This is a genomic window from Aeromicrobium sp. EU05-FHT14F07 (genome assembly GCF_058790455.1).
Genome location: NZ_JBYTCR010000024.1, coordinates 27,263 through 45,880 on the forward strand (window position 1 = coordinate 27,263; position 18,618 = coordinate 45,880).

The 18,618-nt window shown below is 70.7% G+C and carries 20 protein-coding genes; 13 read left to right on the top strand and 7 right to left on the bottom strand.

All coding sequences use genetic code 11. The features are described 5' to 3' along the window. Positions 1 to 51: 51 nt before the first annotated feature. A complete protein-coding gene (locus AC3WRM_RS16910) occupies positions 52 to 357 on the bottom strand; it encodes a putative quinol monooxygenase (protein ID WP_492249719.1) in 306 nt (101 codons plus the stop codon). After that, the gene (locus tag AC3WRM_RS16915; RefSeq protein WP_492249720.1) at positions 350 to 1,801 is read right to left on the bottom strand and encodes an APC family permease; all 1,452 of its coding nucleotides are present in this window, start codon (positions 1,799 to 1,801) and stop codon (positions 350 to 352) included. Before AC3WRM_RS16915 ends, AC3WRM_RS16910 begins: the two co-directional genes overlap by 8 nt. Before the next feature lie 109 nt (positions 1,802 to 1,910). Here AC3WRM_RS16915 and AC3WRM_RS16920 point away from each other — a divergent pair, with 109 nt between their 5' ends. Next, the gene (locus tag AC3WRM_RS16920) at positions 1,911 to 3,191 is read left to right on the top strand and encodes a cytochrome P450 (RefSeq protein WP_492249721.1); all 1,281 of its coding nucleotides are present in this window, start codon (positions 1,911 to 1,913) and stop codon (positions 3,189 to 3,191) included. 9 nt (positions 3,192 to 3,200) lie between these two features. On the opposite strand, the gene AC3WRM_RS16925 is transcribed toward AC3WRM_RS16920, so the two are convergent. From AC3WRM_RS16925 to AC3WRM_RS16935, 3 genes are all read right to left on the bottom strand, one after another. Further along, complete coding sequence (locus AC3WRM_RS16925; RefSeq protein WP_492249722.1) at positions 3,201 to 3,593, bottom strand: hypothetical protein; 393 nt, start codon at positions 3,591 to 3,593, stop codon at positions 3,201 to 3,203. Positions 3,594 to 3,778: 185 nt separating this feature from the next. Continuing rightward, complete coding sequence (locus AC3WRM_RS16930; RefSeq protein WP_492249723.1) at positions 3,779 to 4,015, bottom strand: hypothetical protein; 237 nt, start codon at positions 4,013 to 4,015, stop codon at positions 3,779 to 3,781. A 79-nt stretch (positions 4,016 to 4,094) separates the two neighbouring features. Then, entirely contained in the window at positions 4,095 to 4,748 is a 654-nt protein-coding gene (locus AC3WRM_RS16935) for an MBL fold metallo-hydrolase (RefSeq protein WP_492249724.1), read from the bottom strand. A 53-nt stretch (positions 4,749 to 4,801) separates the two neighbouring features. Here AC3WRM_RS16935 and AC3WRM_RS16940 point away from each other — a divergent pair, with 53 nt between their 5' ends. Both AC3WRM_RS16940 and uvrA read left to right on the top strand, forming a co-directional pair. After that, positions 4,802 to 5,008: a hypothetical protein gene (locus tag AC3WRM_RS16940; RefSeq protein WP_492249725.1), complete on the top strand. Its 207-nt coding sequence runs from the start codon at positions 4,802 to 4,804 to the stop codon at positions 5,006 to 5,008. A 118-nt stretch (positions 5,009 to 5,126) separates the two neighbouring features. Then, positions 5,127 to 7,988 carry an excinuclease ABC subunit UvrA gene (gene uvrA, locus AC3WRM_RS16945; RefSeq protein WP_492249726.1) on the top strand — a complete coding sequence of 954 codons (2,862 nt, stop codon included), beginning with the start codon at positions 5,127 to 5,129 and terminating at the stop codon, positions 7,986 to 7,988. Between the two features lie 105 nt (positions 7,989 to 8,093). Here the strand turns inward: uvrA and AC3WRM_RS16950 are convergent, their stop codons facing one another. Both AC3WRM_RS16950 and AC3WRM_RS16955 read right to left on the bottom strand, forming a co-directional pair. Then, positions 8,094 to 8,498, bottom strand: a complete 405-nt coding sequence (locus AC3WRM_RS16950) for a hypothetical protein (RefSeq protein WP_492249727.1) — start codon at positions 8,496 to 8,498, stop codon at positions 8,094 to 8,096. A gap of 234 nt (positions 8,499 to 8,732) precedes the next feature. After that, a complete protein-coding gene (locus AC3WRM_RS16955; RefSeq protein WP_492249728.1) occupies positions 8,733 to 9,077 on the bottom strand; it encodes a type IV toxin-antitoxin system AbiEi family antitoxin domain-containing protein in 345 nt (114 codons plus the stop codon). A gap of 234 nt (positions 9,078 to 9,311) precedes the next feature. Between AC3WRM_RS16955 and uvrC the strand changes: the two genes are divergently transcribed. The 10 genes from uvrC to AC3WRM_RS17005 all read left to right on the top strand — a co-directional run bounded on the left by uvrC (position 9,312) and on the right by AC3WRM_RS17005 (position 18,571). Continuing rightward, complete coding sequence (gene uvrC, locus AC3WRM_RS16960) at positions 9,312 to 11,252, top strand: excinuclease ABC subunit UvrC (RefSeq protein WP_492249729.1); 1,941 nt, start codon at positions 9,312 to 9,314, stop codon at positions 11,250 to 11,252. Next, on the top strand, positions 11,249 to 12,109 hold the full coding sequence (gene rapZ, locus AC3WRM_RS16965) for an RNase adapter RapZ (RefSeq protein ID WP_067857711.1): 861 nt from the start codon (positions 11,249 to 11,251) through the stop codon (positions 12,107 to 12,109). Before uvrC ends, rapZ begins: the two co-directional genes overlap by 4 nt. Continuing rightward, the gene (locus AC3WRM_RS16970; protein ID WP_492249730.1) at positions 12,106 to 13,074 is read left to right on the top strand and encodes a gluconeogenesis factor YvcK family protein; all 969 of its coding nucleotides are present in this window, start codon (positions 12,106 to 12,108) and stop codon (positions 13,072 to 13,074) included. Before rapZ ends, AC3WRM_RS16970 begins: the two co-directional genes overlap by 4 nt. A 38-nt stretch (positions 13,075 to 13,112) precedes the next feature. Then, complete coding sequence (gene whiA / locus AC3WRM_RS16975) at positions 13,113 to 14,096, top strand: DNA-binding protein WhiA (RefSeq protein WP_492249731.1); 984 nt, start codon at positions 13,113 to 13,115, stop codon at positions 14,094 to 14,096. Beyond that, on the top strand, positions 14,077 to 14,871 hold the full coding sequence (locus AC3WRM_RS16980; protein ID WP_492249732.1) for a putative protein N(5)-glutamine methyltransferase: 795 nt from the start codon (positions 14,077 to 14,079) through the stop codon (positions 14,869 to 14,871). The genes whiA and AC3WRM_RS16980 overlap by 20 nt, the downstream gene beginning before the upstream one ends. A 62-nt stretch (positions 14,872 to 14,933) precedes the next feature. Beyond that, on the top strand, positions 14,934 to 15,938 hold the full coding sequence (gap, locus tag AC3WRM_RS16985) for a type I glyceraldehyde-3-phosphate dehydrogenase (protein ID WP_492249733.1): 1,005 nt from the start codon (positions 14,934 to 14,936) through the stop codon (positions 15,936 to 15,938). Between the two features lie 15 nt (positions 15,939 to 15,953). Then, complete coding sequence (locus AC3WRM_RS16990; protein ID WP_492249734.1) at positions 15,954 to 17,171, top strand: phosphoglycerate kinase; 1,218 nt, start codon at positions 15,954 to 15,956, stop codon at positions 17,169 to 17,171. After that, positions 17,171 to 17,965 (top strand): triose-phosphate isomerase, encoded by a 795-nt coding sequence (gene tpiA / locus AC3WRM_RS16995; RefSeq protein ID WP_492249735.1) that lies wholly within the window; start codon positions 17,171 to 17,173, stop codon positions 17,963 to 17,965. The genes AC3WRM_RS16990 and tpiA overlap by 1 nt, the downstream gene beginning before the upstream one ends. Before the next feature lie 16 nt (positions 17,966 to 17,981). Then, complete coding sequence (gene secG / locus AC3WRM_RS17000) at positions 17,982 to 18,218, top strand: preprotein translocase subunit SecG (protein WP_253022056.1); 237 nt, start codon at positions 17,982 to 17,984, stop codon at positions 18,216 to 18,218. Further along, the gene (locus tag AC3WRM_RS17005; RefSeq protein ID WP_492249736.1) at positions 18,215 to 18,571 is read left to right on the top strand and encodes an RNA polymerase-binding protein RbpA; all 357 of its coding nucleotides are present in this window, start codon (positions 18,215 to 18,217) and stop codon (positions 18,569 to 18,571) included. The genes secG and AC3WRM_RS17005 overlap by 4 nt, the downstream gene beginning before the upstream one ends. Positions 18,572 to 18,618: the final 47 nt, after the last annotated feature.

Here is an 18,618-nt window from a genome sequence, read left to right on the forward strand (position 1 = left end):
GTCGCGAGGGGGCGTCGTGCCCCAGGCCCGTGCGGAGGAGGAGGGTCCGGCTCAGGCCGGGCCCTCCTCCTGCACGTGGTAGCGGCGGACGTCGGCGTCCAGCACCTCGGGAAGCTCCACCGCGTCGTCATCGGGCAGCGCCCGGAACGCGAGCAGGGCGACCTCGTCCGTCCAGTGCTCGTGCACCTGGACGAGGCCGGGGTCGACGCTGTCGGCCGTCAGCGCGAAGGCCAGGCAGCCGTCGGTGCGGCGCGCCAGCTCTACGACGGGACGGCAGGCGGCCACGTACGCGTCGCGTGCGGCCGGCTCCACACGGAGCCAGCCGGCCACGACCATCGAGTGCGGAGAGTCAGCCACCGAGCTGCTCGACGTCCTTGAACTCGCTGTCGGCGGTGCCGGTGAGCTTGTTGATCGCGTAGGTGACCGCCCACAGCACGACGCCGATCAGCATGAGCGCGCCGGCGATCTTGTAGACCTCCGAGTCGCGCTCGACCCACGGTCCGGCCAGGAACACGCAGAGGATCGCGGCGATGCCGGGAAGGATCCACGGCGACACGAAGTGGTCCTTCTGAGCGTCGCCCGGGTTGCGCCGCAGGACGAGGCAGGCCACGTTCACGACGGCGAAGACGCACAGCAGGAGGAACGCGGTCACGTTCGACAGGTTGCCGACCACGTTGCTCTCGGCGTCGCGGGTGACGTAGAAGATCAGCCCGAGCGCGAGCAGGGTGCTGAACGCGACCGCCACCCACGGGGTGCGGCGACCCGGCAGGACCGAGCCGAGCTGGCGGGGGAGCACGCCCTGCTTCGCCATGCCGTAGAGCAGGCGGCTCGCCATGAGCATGTTGATCAGCGCGGTGTTGGCCACCGCGAAGACCGCGAGGAACGGGAAGACCCGGTCGATCGGGAAGTCCGGCGCACCCTGCGAGACGACCTCGAGCAGGGCGCGTCCCTCAGAGTTCTCGCCCACCGTCTTCGCCCCGTCGGCGGTGAGGACGGCCACGACGGACACGGCGACCAGCATGTACAGGATCACCGCGATGCCGAGCCCGGTCAGCATCGCGCGGGGGAAGATCTTGTTCGGCTCCTTGACCTCCTCGACCATGTTCACGGCGTCCTCGAAGCCGACCATGGCGAAGAACGCGATCGACGTCGCAGCCGTGACGGCGAGGAAGAGCCCGCGGTCCTCGTAGTCGGTGAAGGTCACGACCTCCGACAGGTTCGCGCCGTTCCGGCTCATGGCGTAGAAGCCGACGCCGATGACGATGGACAGAGCGGCGAGCTCGACGAGGGTCAGCACGACGTTGAACTTGACGCTCTCGCCGACGCCGCGCAGGTTGATGATCGCCAGCAGCAGCATGAACCCCATCGCGATGGCGACGATCGTGCCGCTGCTGGACGGACCGTCGACCCAGCCGTTCACCTCCAGACCGCCGGTGAACTGGTCGGCGAGCGTCTTCGCCGCCGTCGATGCGCTGGTGATGCCCGAGCAGACCACCGCGAACGCGATGAGGAAGGTCACGAAGTGGATGCCGAACGCCTTGTGGGCGTACAGCGCTGCGCCGGCGGCCTGCGGGTACTTCGTCACGAGCTCCAGGTACGACAACGCCGTCATCGAGGCCACGACGAACGCCAGGAGGAACGGCAGCCAGACGAGTCCGCCGACCTTCCCCGCCATCTGTCCGGTCACCGCGTAGATGCCGGCACCGAGGATGTCACCGACGATGAACAGGAGGAGGAGCTTGGGCCCCATGACCCTCCGGAGCTCCGTCGGCCCCTGGACTCCTGCGGTCTCGGTGGTCATGCGTCTCCCTCGCTCGTGGGCGCACTGGAGCGACCGCTCCGGTGCAGAGTTTGGGTGACACCTTGCTCCGCCTGCCCTCCAGATGCAACACCAGTAGTACCGTCGAGGCGTGATCGACGTACGCGGACGGCTGACGTCCTGGGCCGGTTCGCTCGTCATGCGTCGGGTGCGACGCAAGGGCATCGACCTCTCCCGCATCTCCTTCATCCCCGAGGCGACCAAGGTGCCGCTCCAGCGGAACGGCCTCGACCCGGTGCCGCGGCTGGCCGAGATTCGCGGCCAGGAGCGTCTGCACAAGCTGTCGCTCCCGTTCTCGTTCAACGCCTACCTGGTGTCCGGCTACGACGAGACCCGCACCGTCCTGACCGACCGCGACAGCTACTCCAACGACATCCGCCACCTCTTCCACGGTGACGGTCCGGCCACCTCCGACGACATCGGCGGTCTCGGGTTCACCGACCCTCCGCTGCACACGCGGCTGCGCAAGATCGTCACGCCCGAGTTCACGATGCGACGTCTCGCGCGGCTCGGCCCGGCCGTCGAGCGGATCGTCGACGACGCGCTCGACGCGTTCGAGGCGTCCGGATCGCCCGCCGACGTCGCGAAGCACCTCGCGTTCCCGGTGCCGTTCCAGACCATCTGCGAGCTGCTCGGCCTCGACTACGAGGACCGCGAGGCGTTCGCCGCCCTCGGCAGTGCACGGTTCGACGCGACCAACGGCGCGGCGGCGGCGTTCGGTGCGGTGTCGGCCCAGCGCGAGTTCCTGTTCGACGCCGTCGCGCGACAGCGTCGCGACCCCGGCCCGGGCCTGATCGGGCAGATCATCCGCAACGAGGGCGACGCCATCAGCGACGTCGACCTCGCCGGTCTCGCCGACGGCGTGTTCACGGGCGGCTTCGAGACGACGGCCGGCATGATCGCCCTCGGCACGATCGTCCTCATGCGCGAGGAGAAGCACGCCAACCTGGTGCGCAACGGCACGTCGCAGGACATCGACCTCGTCGTGGAGGAGCTGCTGCGGTACCTGTCGGTCGTGCAGGTGGCGTTCCCGCGTTTCGCCAAGGAGGACATGACGCTGTTCGGCCAGCGCATCCGCAAGGGCGACGTGCTGCTCGCGTCGCTCAGCGGCGCCAACCGCGACGGCGCGGCGGCGGGGGAGAGGCCGGAGGACTTCGACCCCTTCCGGGTCCCGCGCAGCGGCCACCTCGCGTTCGGCCACGGCATCCACCGGTGCATCGGCGCCGAGCTGGCCCGCATGGAGCTGCGCACCGTGTTCCCGCGGCTGCTGCGCCGCTTTCCCGACCTCGCGCTGGCCGTGCCGGAGTCGGAGCTGTCGTTCCGTCAGCTGTCGTTCGTCTACGGCGTCGACGAGCTGCCCGTCACCTTCTGACCACCCCGGTCAGGTCTGCGACTCCTGGTCGGGGGAGTCCTCCGGCTGCGCGTCGCCGCACTGCCCGAGGGTCGTGGCCTGGTGCCGCTTGAAGTCCGGCGACGACTCGAAGGCCTTCCGGTACTTGTCGGCGGGCAGTCCGGCGTAGTACTCGACGGCCTCGAGGAGGTCGTCGGCCCGAGGGTCGTCCGTCGCGGCGGCGAGTCGCCTCGCCGGGTCGAGCGCCGCCCGGAACCGCTCGATCGTCTCGGGGTAGTCGTTCTCGTTGAACGCCGCCACCCCCGACCGCACCAGGCCGCACGTCTGGTCGAACGCGCGCTGCGCGGTCCCGTCGTCACCCCCGCCGCCGGTGCACGCGGCCGTCAGCGCCAAGACGGCGGCCGCGGCGGCGATGGACCTCACGCTCGCAGCGTAGGCAGGGTCGCGCGGTTCCGCAGGTCAGGACACGGAACGCCGAGAACTGCACCGGTGCTCGGGACTCGTCGAGGCGTCCGCACCTGATCGCCGGCCGCACTCGCGCGTCTCGGGAAGTTCGGTCCTTCGCTACTGAGCGCGGTGTCGATCCCTCGGCCGGGTGGACGACGAGCTCAGCGCATGGCGTGGGACCAGCTGCCCTCGTACTCGCGGTCAACCGTCTCCTGCGACTCGACGTGCACACCTTTCAGCAACCGTTCGAGTCCATCCTTCTCGGCGATACGTCGCACGCGTTCGTAGAGACCATCCTCCGAGCGGAGCACGTCACGTTCTTGGTCAGTCGCCGTGCCCAGCCAGATCCAGAACTCAAAGGGTGGCGCGAAGGCGATGACCTGACCGACGAGGACCACCCCGTCACGACGAAGACGCCTCCTCAGGCGTGTCTTGAGGGACGCCAGGGGCAGCCAGTTCGGGTTCTGAGGTCCAGGCTTACCAACCACGCTCGCGCCACTCGGGGAGGTGCGGGCGCTCGGCGCCGAGGGTGGTGTCGTTCCCGTGGCCGGGGTAGACGTGCGTGTCGTCGGGGAAGCGGTCGAACAGCTTCGTCTCGACCTCGTCGATCAGGGTGGTGAAGTCCTCGGGCGACCACGTCTTGCCGACACCGCCGGGGAAGAGGTCGTCACCGACGAAGAGGTGCACGACGCCGTCAGGGTCGTCGTAGGCGAGCACGATCGAGCCGGGCGTGTGGCCGACGACCTCGATCACCTCGAGCTCGCACGAGCCGACCCGGACGCGGGCGCCGGTCGCGACCGTACGGTCCGACGCGACGTCGATGCCCTCCGCGTCGCGCTCCCCGGCCACCGTCTCGGCACCGGTCGCCTCCTTCACGGCGGCGAGCGCGCCCCAGTGGTCGTGGTGGCGGTGGGTGGTGACGACACGCGCGAGTCCGGCGTCGCCCACGAGCTCGAGGAGCCGGTCGGGCTCGGCGGCGGCGTCGACCAGCACCTGCTCGCCCGTGAGTTCGCAGCGCAGCAGGTAGGCGTTGTTGCTCATGTCGCCCACCGCCAGCTTCGTGATCCGCAGGTCGCCCGCGGACTGGACGTCGGCTGGACCGCCGACCTCGACCTCACCCGTGTACGTCATGATGCTGATCCTAGGCGGACGGGAGGGACCCACGCCGGGACGGAGGAGCGACGATGGACGGCGCAGAGGTGGCCGGTCGGCTGATCGGGTTCGCGATCGTGCTGGCCATCCCGATCCTCATGATCGTCTCCGGGCAGCGGCGCAAGACGCGGACCTCGGGGGAGCGCGGCGGCGTGCTCCTCGTGAGCGGCATCGTGCTGCTCGTGCTCGTGGTGCTCGGCATCCTGAGCTCCGCGGCCCAGATGAGCACCGCTCCCTGACGCGGTGCACCCCGGCCGTGGGTGAGGTCACCGTCGCCCGACGTGTTTCTGTCGGCGGTCGCGACTAGGGTCGAGCACGTATGCATACTCCTGTCTTCATAGCCCTGGAGGGACGCTCGTGACGTCGGACCGCATCGTCGTGCGCGGCGCCCGTGAGCACAACCTCAAGGACGTCTCGCTCGACCTCCCGCGCGACGCCCTCATCGTCTTCACCGGCCTGTCCGGGTCCGGCAAGTCGTCGCTGGCCTTCGACACGATCTTCGCCGAGGGGCAGCGCCGCTACGTCGAGTCGCTGTCGGCGTACGCCCGCCAGTTCCTCGGGCAGATGGACAAGCCCGACGTCGACTTCATCGAGGGTCTCTCGCCCGCGGTCTCGATCGACCAGAAGTCCACGTCGCGCAACCCGCGCTCGACCGTCGGCACGATCACCGAGGTCTACGACTACCTGCGTCTGCTCTTCGCGCGCGCCGGGCGCGCCCACTGCCCCGAGTGCGGCGAGCCGATCTCCCGCCAGACGCCGCAGCAGATCGTCGACCGCATCCTCGCGATGCCCGAGGGCGCCCGGTTCCAGGTGCTCGCGCCCGTCATCCGCGGTCGCAAGGGCGAGTACCTCGAGCTGTTCAAGCAGCTGCAGCAGCAGGGCTTCAGCCGCGCGCTGGTCGACGGCCAGGTGCACAACCTCGCCGACGAGCCGCCCAAGCTCGCCAAGCAGAAGAAGCACACCATCGACGTCGTCGTGGACCGGCTGCAGGTCAAGGAGTCCATGCAGCAGCGGCTCACGGAGTCCGTCGAGACGGCGCTCGGCATCGCCGACGGTCTCGTGCTCGCCGACTTCGTCGACCTCGACGACGACGACCCGAACCGCGTCCGCCGCTTCTCCGAGAAGCTCGCCTGCCCCAACGACCACCCGCTCGCCGTCGACGAGCTCGAGCCGCGCTCGTTCTCCTTCAACGCGCCGTTCGGCGCCTGCCCCGAGTGCCACGGCCTCGGCACCCGTATGGAGGTCGACCCCGAGCTCGTCGTGCCCGACCCGACCAAGTCGATCAGCGACGGTGCCATCGCGCCGTGGAGCTACAACCAGGTCTCGGAGTACTTCCTGCGGATCACGCAGGCGCTCGCCGAGGAGATGGGCTTCTCCACCGACACGCCCTACGGGAAGCTGCCCAAGAAGGCGCAGGACGTGCTCATGCACGGCCATCCCGACAAGGTGCACGTCACCTACAAGAACCGGTACGGCCGTCAGCGCTCCTACTACACCGCGTTCGAGGGTGCGATCGCGTTCATCGAGCGTCGCTACGCCGAGACCGAGTCCGAGACCAACCGCGAGCGCCTCGAGGGCTTCATGCGCGAGGTGCCGTGCGGCGAGTGCGGCGGCAGCCGGCTCAAGCCGGTCATCCGCGCCGTCCTCGTCAACCACCCGGAGCTCGGACCCAAGAACATCGCCGAGGTCAGCAACCTCTCCATCGCCGAGGCGGCCGAGTACCTCCAGGGTCTGGAGCTGACCGACCGCGAGCGCCAGATCGGCGAGCGCGTGCTCAAGGAGATCCACGAGCGGCTCCGGTTCCTGCTCGACGTCGGCCTCGACTACCTCAGCCTCGACCGTGCGGCGGGCTCGCTCTCGGGCGGCGAGGCGCAGCGCATCCGACTGGCCACCCAGATCGGTGCCGGCCTCGTCGGCGTGCTGTACGTCCTCGACGAGCCGTCGATCGGGCTGCACCAGCGCGACAACCACCGGCTCATCGAGACCCTCGTCCGTCTGCGCGACATGGGCAACACGCTCATCGTCGTCGAGCACGACGAGGACACCATCAAGGCAGCCGACTGGACCGTCGACATCGGTCCGGGTGCCGGCGAGCACGGTGGACAGGTCATCGTCTCCGGGTCGGTCAAGGAACTGCTGAAGAGCAAGGACTCCGTCACCGGGCAGTACCTCTCCGGACGACAGTCGATCCCGGTGCCGGAGGTCCGGCGTCCGCGCGAGAAGGGTCGCGAGATCACGATCCACGGTGCGCGCGAGAACAACCTGCGCGACATCGACGTCACGTTCCCGCTCGGCCAGCTCGTGGCCGTCACGGGCGTGTCCGGGTCGGGCAAGTCGACGCTGGTCAACGACATCCTCTACACGTCGCTCGCGCGACAGATCTACGGCGCGCGCACCATCCCGGGACGTCACCGCACCATCAGCGGCGCCGACCAGATCGACAAGATCATCCACGTCGACCAGTCGCCGATCGGCCGGACGCCCCGGTCCAACCCGGCCACCTACACGGGCGTGTTCGACCATGTCCGCAAGCTCTTCGCGCAGACGCCCGAGGCGAAGATGCGCGGCTACCAGCAGGGTCGCTTCTCGTTCAACGTCAAGGGCGGACGCTGCGAGGCGTGCTCCGGCGACGGCACGATCAAGATCGAGATGAACTTCCTGCCCGACGTGTACGTGCCGTGCGAGGTCTGCCACGGTGCGCGCTACAACCGCGAGACGCTCGAGGTGCGCTACAAGGGTCGCACCATCGCGGAGGTGCTCGACATGCCGATCGAGGAGGCCGTCGAGTTCTTCGAGGCGATCCCCGCGATCGCGCGTCACCTGCGCACGCTGGTCGACGTCGGGCTCGGCTACGTCCGGCTCGGCCAGAGCGCACCGACCCTGTCCGGCGGCGAGGCGCAGCGCGTCAAGCTCGCGTCGGAGCTGCAGAAGCGGTCCACGGGTCGGACGCTCTACGTGCTCGACGAGCCGACCACCGGCCTGCACTTCGAGGACATCCGCAAGCTGCTGCTCGTCCTCGGCCGCCTCGTCGACTCCGGCAACTCTGTGGTCGTCATCGAGCACAACCTCGACGTCATCAAGACGGCCGACTGGCTGATCGACATGGGCCCCGAGGGCGGCTCCGGTGGCGGCACCCTCCTCGCCGAGGGCACCCCTGAGCACGTCGCGACGATCCCCGAGTCCCACACCGGCCGCTTCCTCGCCCCCCTCCTCACCTGACCGGGTCGGAGATTCCCAGGTCGACCTGGGAATCTCAGCGAAGCAGAGGAATCTCAGCCGCGCACGGAGTCCTATCCCTGCACGGCTGAGATTCTCGTGCTGGGGTCATGCGAGGTAGCGCCGACCGCGGCGATAGATGCGGTCGGACTGCTCGAGCTCGTGGGCGATGCGGCGCCCGGTGGCTCGTGCCTGTTTTGGCGTCACCTCCGCGAAGGTGGCACGAGAGACGCCGAAGTTGCGGCGACGGATTCGGTCCTCCCGGTGCTTCTCACGTACGACGACGTCGCTCGCATCCTCACCTGGCCGAAGGTCGCGCAAGTACTTGCGTCGACCGTCGACCTCGCCGACGTGACGGTGCTCCGGCCATCCCAGGTCCGTCCAGGCGAAGACCTCCCCGCGATCATCGGCGACGGGGTACTGCGTGACCGGGATCGGTAGACCCGCCTCGAAGCACGCCTGCCGGAGCAGCGACTCGGCCGCCGTCTGGGCACCGGGGTCCGCTCGACGCACGACAAGTCGTGCCAGCCGAGACCCGTGCCATCCCCGGAAACGTCCGGTGGCTTCCTGGAGCGCTGCACGTTCGGCCAGACCCAGGTGCAGCGCTGAGTCCATGACGACGAGCGCACGACGGACGTCCTGGCCGCACGCCACCTGGAACGCCGCGTGGTCGGCCCGCACCGCGGGAAGACCAGAGGGAGTCTCGACGATCTCCAAGCCGTCAAGCCTTCGATGGTGGTGCACGCCCTACTCCGACCGCGCTGATCCGGGATCGAGCCGCATCACGTGGACGACTCGCAGGTCGACCGCCCACGTGGCCAGCCCATGCGCGATCGCCGCGCTGTGGTGCGACAACGCCATGCTTCCTGGCGCGAACTTCGCCAGGACGCTGCGAGCAAGGAGCAGATGACGCTGCTCCCGGTCGAGGGACGTGAGGACTTGAGGGAGTGCGTACGTCCCGACGCGGATCCGAGTCAGCAGACCAGCCATCACGTGTGCCGCGATGCTCTGGTCACTCCATCCCAGCGCGAGCAGGTCCGACCGCAGGACGAATCCTCCTCGTTCCCTCGCGGCGAGCTCAACCTCGTTCATCGACCCGAGCCTGGCGTCTGTTGGGGGAAGTCGGAACCTCTCTCCGCGGTCCTGTGGACGACGGCGATCATCCCTGGAGCACGTGTGGATGACCGGAACGAGGCTCGGAAATCTCAGCGAAGCACGGGGAGCAAGCCGTGCTTCGCTGAGATTCCCGCGCTTCGCCGCAGATTCCCAGGTCGACCTGGGAATCTCCGCGTCGAGGGTGTCGGTGGGGGCTCGTAGGGTGGGGGAGTGGCGGATCCAGCGACCTATCGGCCGGCTCCGGGGGAGATCCCCGTCGAGCCCGGGGTGTACCGGTTCCGGGATGCTCAGGGGCGCGTCATCTACGTCGGCAAGGCGAAGTCCCTCCGCGCGCGACTGAACTCCTACTTCCAGGACGTCGCCGGCCTGCACGAGCGCACGGCGCGGATGGTGACCACGGCGGCGTCGGTCGACTGGACCGTCGTCACCACCGAGGTCGAGGCGCTGCAGCTCGAGTACACGTGGATCAAGGAGTTCGACCCGCGGTTCAACGTCAAGTACCGCGACGACAAGAGCTACCCCTGGCTCGCGGTCACCGTCGGCGAGGAGGTGCCGCGTGTGCAGGTCATGCGCGGTGCGCAGCGCAAGGGCGTCCGCTACTTCGGCCCCTACGGCCACGCGTGGGCGATCCGCGACACCGTCGACACGCTCCTGCGCGTGTTCCCGATGCGCTCCTGCTCCGCCGGCGTCTACCGCCGCGCGCAGGGCATCGGGCGACCCTGCCTCCTCGGTGACATCGGCAAGTGCGCCGCGCCGTGCGTCGGACGCGTCACGCCCGAGGAGCACCGCGACATCGTCGACGACTTCATGGCCTTCATGGGCGGCCAGACGTCCGGCTTCGTCAAGAGCATCGAGCAGAAGATGCGCCACGCCGCGGAGCAGCAGGAATACGAGCTCGCCGCGAAGTACCGCGACGACCTCGGGGCGCTGCGGCGGGCGCTCGAGAAGCAGACCGTCGTGCTCGGCGACGGCACCGACGCCGACGTGCTCGGCTTCGTCGACGACCCGCTCGAGGTCGCGGTGCAGATCTTCTCCGTGCGCGGCGGCCGGATCCGCGGCCAGCGCGGATGGGTCGCCGACAAGGCCGACGACGCCGGTTTCCCCGAGCTCGTGCAGCGCGCCGTCATGACCCTCTACGAGGACACCGCCGCCGAGGCCATCCCGCGGCAGGTGCTCGTGCCCGAGCTGCCCGCCGACGTCGACGCCGTCACCGAGCTGCTCACCGAGCTGCGCGGGGGACCGGTGCGCATCAGGGTGCCGCAGCGCGGCGACAAGAAGCGTCTCCTCGAGACCGTCGAGCAGAACGCGCAGCAGGTGATGGCCCGGCACAAGCTCAAGCGGGCCGGCGACCTCACCGCCCGCAGCAAGGCGCTCGAGGAGATCCAGGAGTACCTCGACCTGCCCACCGCGCCGCTGCGCATCGAGTGCTACGACGTGTCCAACCTCCAGGGCACCGAGATCGTCGCGTCCATGGTCGTCTTCGAGGACGGTCTCCCGCGCAAGGGCGAGTACCGCCGCTTCACGATCCGCCACGAGGGCCAGAGCGACGTCGCCGCCATGCACGAGGTGATCACCCGACGGTTCCAGCGGCTGCTGAAGGCTCGCAAGGAGGGCGACGAGGTGCCCGGCATCGACCCCGAGACCGGTCTGCCCCGCAAGTTCGCCTACGCGCCCGGGCTGGTCGTCGTCGACGGCGGCCCGCCGCAGGTCGCGGCCGCGCAGGCCGCGATGGACGAGCTCGGCATCACCGACGTCGCGCTCTGCGGGCTCGCGAAGCGGCTCGAGGAGGTGTGGGTGCCCCACGACGCTGACCCCGTCATCTTCCCGCGCACCAGCGAGGCGCTCTACCTCCTGCAGCGCGTGCGCGACGAGGCCCACCGCTTCGCGATCACCCACCACCGGCAGCGCCGTGCGAAGGCGATGACCGGCAGCGCGCTCGACGACGTCCCCGGACTCGGGCCGAGCCGGCGCAAGGCCCTCATGGCCGCGTTCGGGTCGGTCCGCAAGATCCGCGCGGCGAGCGTCGAGGAGGTGGCGGCCGTGCCCGGCTTCGGACGCGCTACGGCAGAATCCGTCGTGGCGGCACTCGCCGCCGACACGCCCGGGCCCACCGTCGACACCGCGACGGGGGAGATCGTGGAGGACCGATGACCCCGCTGACCACCTTCGTCGTCGTCACCGGCATGACCGGTGCGGGCCGCGGCACCGCCGCGAAGGCCCTCGAGAAGCTCGGCTACTACGTCATCGACAACCTGCCCGCCGCGATGATCGAGGAGGCCGTCGACGCCGTGCAGGGTGCCGACGTCCCCCGCCTGGCCGTCGTCGTCGACTCCCGCTCCGGCGCGTTCTTCGGCGGCCTGACCGACGCGCTGGAGTCGCTGCGCGAGCGCGGCATCCGGGCACGCGTGCTCTACCTCGAGGCCGCCGACGAGGTCCTCGTCCGCCGCCAGGAGGCCGCCCGCCGCCCGCACCCGCTCAGCATGGAGGGGCGCCTGCTCGACGGGTTCAACCGCGAGCGCGAGCTGCTGCGCACCGTCCGCGGCCGCGCCGACATCGTCATCGACACCACGCGGCTCAACATCCACCACCTCGCCCGCCGGGTGCAGGCCGCGTTCGAGGAGCCCGGCGCCCTCGGGCTCCGCGCCTCGGTCATGTCGTTCGGCTTCAAGTACGGCATCCCCATCGACGCCGACATGGTCGCCGACATGCGCTTCCTGCCCAACCCGTACTGGGTCGAGGAGCTGCGACCCATGAGCGGCCTCGACGCGCCGGTCAGCGAGTACGTGCTCAGCCAGCCGAAGGCCGAGGAGTTCCTCGACTCCTACGAGAACCTCGTCGACATGCTCACCGACGGGTTCCTGCACGAGGACAAGCGCTTCCTGACGATCGCGATCGGCTGCACCGGCGGACGCCACCGCAGCGTCGCGATGTCCGAGGCGTTCGCCGAGCGGCTGCGCGGGCACGGCGTGCGCACGCTCGTCGTCCACCGCGACCTGGGGCGCGAGTGACCACCCCGCCGACGGCACCGGCCGGCGGCGTCCGGGTCGCCGCCCTCGGCGGCGGTCACGGGCTGGCCGCCAGCCTCTCCGCCCTGCGCCTGCTCGACACCCGGCTGACCGGCATCGTCACCGTCGCCGACAACGGCGGCTCCTCCGGCCGGCTGCGCGAGGAGCTGGGGGTGCTGCCGCCGGGCGACCTGCGCATGGCGCTCGCCGCGCTGTGCGCCGACGACCAGTGGGGACGGCAGTGGGCCACCGTCCTGCAGCACCGCTTCAGCAGCGACGGCCCACTCGACCAGCACGCCGTCGGCAACCTGCTCATCGCCGCCATCTGGGGCATCCTCGACGACCACGTCGCCGGCCTCGACCTCGTCGGCGACCTGCTCGGTGCCCGCGGCCGCGTGCTCCCCATGGCCGCCGTGCCGCTGCACATCGAGGCCGACGTGCACCTGCACGCCGACCCGGACCGGCTCACCGTCGTCCGGGGCCAGGCACAGGTCGCATCCGTCGACGGACAGGTGGTCAGCGTCCGGCTCGACCCGGAGGACCCGCCCGCCTGTCCCGAGGCCGTCGAGGCCGTCGAGGCGGCCGACTGGGTCGTCGTCGGCCCCGGCTCCTGGTTCACCTCGGTCATGCCCACCCTGCTGGTGCCGCAGCTGCGCGACGCGCTCGTGCGTACCTCGGCGCGCCGCGCGCTCGTGCTCAACCTCAGCGAGCAGGAGGGCGAGACGGAGGGGCTGTCGCCGACGGACCACCTCGAGGTGCTCGCCGCCCACGCCCCCGACCTGCGGCTCGACGTCGTCGTCGCCGACCACTCGCTCGTCGACGACGCGGGCGTGCTCGAGCGGGCCGCGCGGTCGCTCGGCGCGCGCGTCGTGGCGGCCGACGTCGCCGTCGCCCGCGGCGCCGACCAGCACGACCCCGCCCGGTTGGCCCGGGCCTTCGAAGGGTTCTTGCGCGCAGGCATACAGTGAGGGTCTGACTGCACGCGACGACGTTGGAGGACGCCCGCATGGCCATGACGGCTCAGGTCAAGTCGGAGCTCGCGAGCACCACCGTGACGAAGGCGTGCTGCCGCAAGGCGGAGGTCGCCTCGATGCTGCGCTTCGCCGGCGGTCTGCACATCGTGGCGGGGCGCATCGTGGTGGAGGCCGAGCTCGACACCGGCGCCGTCGCCCGACGACTGCGCCGCGACATCCAGGAGGTCTACGGGCACGAGAGCGAGATCCTCGTCGTCCAGGGCACGAACCTGCGCAAGGGCACGCACTACGTCGTCCGGGTCGCCAAGGACGGCGAGGCGCTGGCCCGGCAGACCGGCCTGATCGACGCGAGCGGCCGCCCGGTCCGCGGCCTGCCCCCGCAGATCGTGTCCGGTGCGTCGTGCGACTCCGTCGCCGCCTGGCGGGGCACCTTCCTCGCGCACGGCTCGCTCACGGAGCCGGGCCGCTCGTCGGCGCTCGAGGTGAGCTGCCCGGGTCCGGAGGCCGCCCTGGCGCTCGTGGGCGCCGCGCGCCGGCTCGGCATCAGCGCCAAGGCGCGTGAGGTGCGTGGGGGCGACCGCGTCGTGATCCGCGACGGCGAGGCCATCGGTGCGCTGCTGACCCGCCTCGGCGCCCACGAGACGCTGCTGGCGTGGGAGGAGCGCCGCATGCGCCGCGAGGTGCGCGCCACGGCCAACCGGCTCGCTAACTTCGACGACGCCAACCTGCGCCGCTCCGCCCGCGCGGCCGTCGCCGCGGGCGCCCGGGCGCAGCGTGCGCTCGAGATCCTCGGGGAGGACGTCCCGGACCACCTGCGGATGGCCGGCGACCTGCGCGTCGAGCACCGGCAGGCGAGCCTCGAGGAGCTGGGCGCCCTGCACGAGCCCCCGCTCACGAAGGACGCGATCGCCGGTCGCATCCGCCGCCTCCTGGCGATGGCCGACAAGCGCGCCTCCGATCTCGGCATCCCCGACACCGAGGCGAGCGTCAACGAGGATGCACTCCCCGAGGCCTGACGCCGACGCCGTCGCGGCCCGCCTGCGCGCCGCCGGGTGCGTCTTCGCCGAGGACGAGGCGCGACTGCTGCTCGCAGAGCACGACGCGGGGCGTCCGCTCGAGGACCTGGTCGCGCGTCGGGTCGCGGGCGAGCCCCTCGAGCAGGTGCTCGGGTGGGCCGAGTTCGACGGCGTGCGCGTGCGGCTGCAGCCGGGCGTCTTCGTGCCACGGCGCCGCTCCGCCGCCCTCGTCCACGCGGCCCTCGAGGCCGTCCGGACCGTCGGGACCGTGGCTCGCCCCGTCGTCGTCGACCTGTGCTGCGGGTCGGGAGTCCTGGGGCTCGCGGTCGCCCGGGCCGTCCCCGACCTCGAGCTGCACGCGGCGGACGTCGACGCGACGGCCTGCGCGTGCGCCCGCGACAACCTCGACGGGGTGGGCGTCGTGCACGAGGGCGACCTGCTCGACGCGCTGCCTGCCGACCTCGTCGGACAGGTGGACGTGCTGCTCGTGAACGCGCCCTACGTCCCGACCGCGGAGCTCGTCACCCTGCCGCGCGAGGCGCGCGACCACGAGCCCGCGACCGCGCTCGACGGCGGGGTCGACGGCGTCGTGCTGCACCGCCGGGTCGCGGCCGCCGCCGGACCCTGGGTCCGGAGCGGAGGCACGGTCCTGGTCGAGACCTCCGCGCACCAGGCGCCGCTCACCGTGGCCGGGTTCGACCCGGCCGCGTGGGACGTCGACCTGGTCACCGACGACGACCTCGACGCGACCGTGGTGCGGGCGACTCGCCGGTAGCCGACGCGACTCGATAGGCTGACGCCGATCACACCCCGACCCCAGTAGGAGCAGGTTTCACCGTGACCGTTCGCGTGGGCATCAACGGCTTCGGCCGCATCGGCCGCAACTTCTTCCGGGCGGCCCGTGCCGCTGGGACCGACATCGAGATCGTCGCCGTCAACGACCTGACGGACAACAAGACGCTCGCGACGCTCCTCAAGTACGACTCGATCCTGGGCCGCCTCGACGCCGACGTGTCCTACGACGACACCTCGATCACCGTCGGCGACCAGAAGATCGCCGCGTTCGCCGAGCGCGACCCCGCGAAGCTCGACTGGGCGTCGGTCGGCGTCGACATCGTCGTGGAGTCCACCGGCTTCTTCACCGACGCCACCAAGGCGAAGGCGCACGTCGACGGCGGCGCCAAGAAGGTCATCATCTCCGCCCCGGCGAAGAACGAGGACATCACCATCGTCATGGGCGTCAACCACGACCTCTACGACGGCGCCCAGCACACGGTCATCTCCAACGCCTCCTGCACCACCAACTGCCTCGCGCCGATGGCCAAGGCGCTGAACGACGCCCTCGGCATCGAGCGGGGCCTCATGACGACCATCCACGCGTACACGCAGGACCAGAACCTGCAGGACGCGCCGCACAGCGACCTGCGTCGCGCCCGCGCCGCCGCGCTCAACATCGTGCCCACCTCCACGGGTGCCGCGAAGGCCGTCAGCCTCGTGCTCCCCGAGCTCAAGGGCAAGCTCGACGGCTACGCGCTGCGCGTGCCCGTGCCCACCGGCTCGGCCACCGACCTCACCTTCACCGCGTCCCGCGAGACGACGGTCGAGGAGGTCAACGAGATCCTCAAGACGGCCTCCGAGGGTGCGCTCAAGGGCTTCCTCACCTACACCGAGGACCCGATCGTCTCCAGCGACATCGTCACGGACCCGTCGTCGTGCATCTTCGACTCGGGCCTGACGAAGGTCATCGGTGACCAGGTCAAGGTCGTCGGCTGGTACGACAACGAGTGGGGCTACTCCAACCGTCTCGTCGACCTCGTCAAGCACGTCGGCGCCAGCCTGTGAGCCGGGGCCTCTGAGGTGGCGGCCCAGACCATCGACGACCTGCTCGCGAGCCGTGGGGGAGACCTCAGCGGCACGCGGGTGCTGGTCCGCAGCGACCTGAACGTGCCGCTGGACGGCAGCACGATCACCGACGACGGCCGTGTGCGCGCCAGCGTCCCGACGATCCAGAAGCTCGCCGGTGCCGGTGCGCGGGTGCTCGTCACCGCGCACCTCGGTCGGCCGAAGGGTGCGCCGGACCCGGCCTACTCGCTGCAGCCGGTGGCGGAGCGTCTCGCCGAGCTGCTCGGCACCCCGGTGCTGTTCGCCCACGACACCGTCGGCACCGAGGCGCAGCGGATCTCCGCGGCGCTGCAGGACGGCCAGGTCGCCGTGCTCGAGAACGTCCGCTTCAACGAGGGCGAGACGAGCAAGGACGACGCCGTCCGCGGCGCGTTCGCCGACGAGCTCGCCGCGCTGGCCGACGTGTTCGTCTCCGACGGGTTCGGGGTCGTGCACCGCAAGCAGGCCAGCGTCTACGACGTCGCCACCCGGCTCCCGGCCGTGGTCGGCGGTCTCGTGCAGGCCGAAGTGGAGGTGCTGGAGCGGCTCACCGAGTCGCCCGAGCGCCCCTACGTCGTCGTGCTGGGCGGGTCGAAGGTCTCGGACAAGCTGGGCGTCATCGACAACCTGATCGACAAGGCCGACAGCCTGCTCATCGGTGGTGGCATGGTCTTCACGTTCCTCAAGGCGCAGGGCCACGACGTCGGATCCTCGCTGCTCGAGGCCGACCAGCTCGACGTCGCGCGCGAGTACGTCGAGCGGGCCGCGGCACAGGGCGTCGACCTCGTGCTCCCGACCGACGTCGTCGTCGCGCCGGAGTTCTCGGCCGACGCCCCGGCCACGGTCGTCGCCGCCGACGCGATCCCGGCCGACCAGATGGGCCTCGACATCGGCCCGGAGAGCGCCGAGCGCTTCGCCGAGGTCGTGCGCGGTGCCCGCACCGTGTTCTGGAACGGTCCCATGGGCGTCTTCGAGTTCGAGGCGTTCGCGGCGGGCACGAAGGCCGTCGCACAGGCCCTCACCGAGGTCGACGGCCTGTCCGTCGTCGGTGGCGGCGACTCCGCCGCGGCGGTGCGCCAGCTCGGCTTCACCGACGACCAGTTCGGCCACATCTCCACCGGGGGCGGCGCGAGCCTCGAGTACCTCGAGGGCAAGACCCTGCCCGGCCTGCAGATCCTCGAGAAGGAGTCCTGATGGCACGCACCCCCCTCATGGCGGGCAACTGGAAGTCCAACCTCAACCACCAGGAGGCCGTCGTCCTGGTGCAGAAGCTGGCCTGGACGCTGCAGGACAAGAAGCACGACGCGGCGCGGTCCGAGGTCGTCGTCATCCCGCCCTTCACCGACATCCGCAGCGTGCAGACGCTCGTCGACGGCGACCGGCTCCCGATCCGCTACGGCGCGCAGGACGTGTCGGAGCACGACGGCGGTGCCTACACCGGCGAGGTCACGGCCGCCATGCTGGCCAAGCTGGGCTGCTCCTACGTCGTCGTCGGCCACTCCGAGCGCCGTGAGTACCACGGCGAGACGGACGCGGTGGTCAACGCGAAGGCGAAGCGCGCGCTGGCCGCCGACATCACGCCGATCGTCTGCGTGGGCGAGGGCCTGGAGGTCCGTCAGGCCGGCGAGCACGTCGCCTACACGCTCGCCCAGGTCGACGGCTCGCTCGCCGACCTGACGCCCGAGCAGGTCGCGGGCCTCGTCGTCGCCTACGAGCCCGTCTGGGCGATCGGCACCGGCGAGGTGGCCACCCCGGAGGACGCGCAGGAGGTGTGCGCGGCCATCCGGTCCCGGATCGCCGAGACCTGCTCTTCCGAGGCGGCGCAGGCGGTGCGTATCCTGTACGGCGGATCGGTGAAGGCGGCCAACATCGCCGCGATCATGGCCAAGTCCGACGTGGACGGCGCCCTGGTCGGCGGTGCGAGCCTCCAGGCGGAGGAGTTCGCCGCCATCGCCCGGTTCTACGACATGCCGGCCCTGCCCTCCTGATGGAAGACCTGAACCTGTGATCATCCTGTTGTCGTCCGTGCTGACGATCTCGAGCCTGCTCATGATCGTCCTGATCCTCATGCACAAGGGACGCGGAGGCGGTCTGTCCGACATGTTCGGCGGCGGCATCTCCAGCTCCCTCGGTGGCTCGTCCGTGGCCGAGCGCAACCTCGACCGCATCACGGTCGGCATCGCCGTCGTGTGGACGATCTCGGTCATCCTGCTCGGCCTCCTGCTGAAGGTGAGCAACTGATGGCGGCGGGAGCGATCCGCGGCAGCCGCATCGGCTCGGGCCCCATGGGCGAGGCCGAGCGTGGCGAGGCCGCACCGCGCAAGGCGGTCACGTACTTCTGCGCCAACGACCACCAGACGGCGCTGAACTTCGCCCTCGAGGCGGAGCCGCCGGAGTCGTGGGACTGCCCGCGCTGCGGCCTGCCGGCCAGCCACGACGCCGAGAACCGCCCGACGGCACCCAAGACGGAGCCCTACAAGACGCACCTCGCGTACGTGAAGGAGCGGCGCAGCGAGGACGAGGCGCAGGTGATCCTCACCGAGGCGCTCGACTCGCTCCGGTCGCGTCGCAAGTCCGGCGAGATCATCTTCTGAGGCCCACCGGCCCGGACGTGGACCGCCCCTGCACCTCGGTGCAGGGG

Coding starts and splice junctions, on each gene's coding strand:
- AC3WRM_RS16940 (WP_492249725.1), top strand. CDS start 4,802: ATGGACGGCGCAGAGGTGGCCGGTCGGCTGATCGGGTTCGCGATCGTG.
- whiA (WP_492249731.1), top strand. CDS start 13,113: ATGGCCATGACGGCTCAGGTCAAGTCGGAGCTCGCGAGCACCACCGTG.
- AC3WRM_RS16915 (WP_492249720.1), bottom strand. CDS start 1,801: ATGACCACCGAGACCGCAGGAGTCCAGGGGCCGACGGAGCTCCGGAGG.
- tpiA (WP_492249735.1), top strand. CDS start 17,171: ATGGCACGCACCCCCCTCATGGCGGGCAACTGGAAGTCCAACCTCAAC.
- rapZ (WP_067857711.1), top strand. CDS start 11,249: ATGACCCCGCTGACCACCTTCGTCGTCGTCACCGGCATGACCGGTGCG.
- AC3WRM_RS16980 (WP_492249732.1), top strand. CDS start 14,077: ATGCACTCCCCGAGGCCTGACGCCGACGCCGTCGCGGCCCGCCTGCGC.
- AC3WRM_RS16935 (WP_492249724.1), bottom strand. CDS start 4,748: ATGACGTACACGGGTGAGGTCGAGGTCGGCGGTCCAGCCGACGTCCAG.
- AC3WRM_RS16955 (WP_492249728.1), bottom strand. CDS start 9,077: ATGAACGAGGTTGAGCTCGCCGCGAGGGAACGAGGAGGATTCGTCCTG.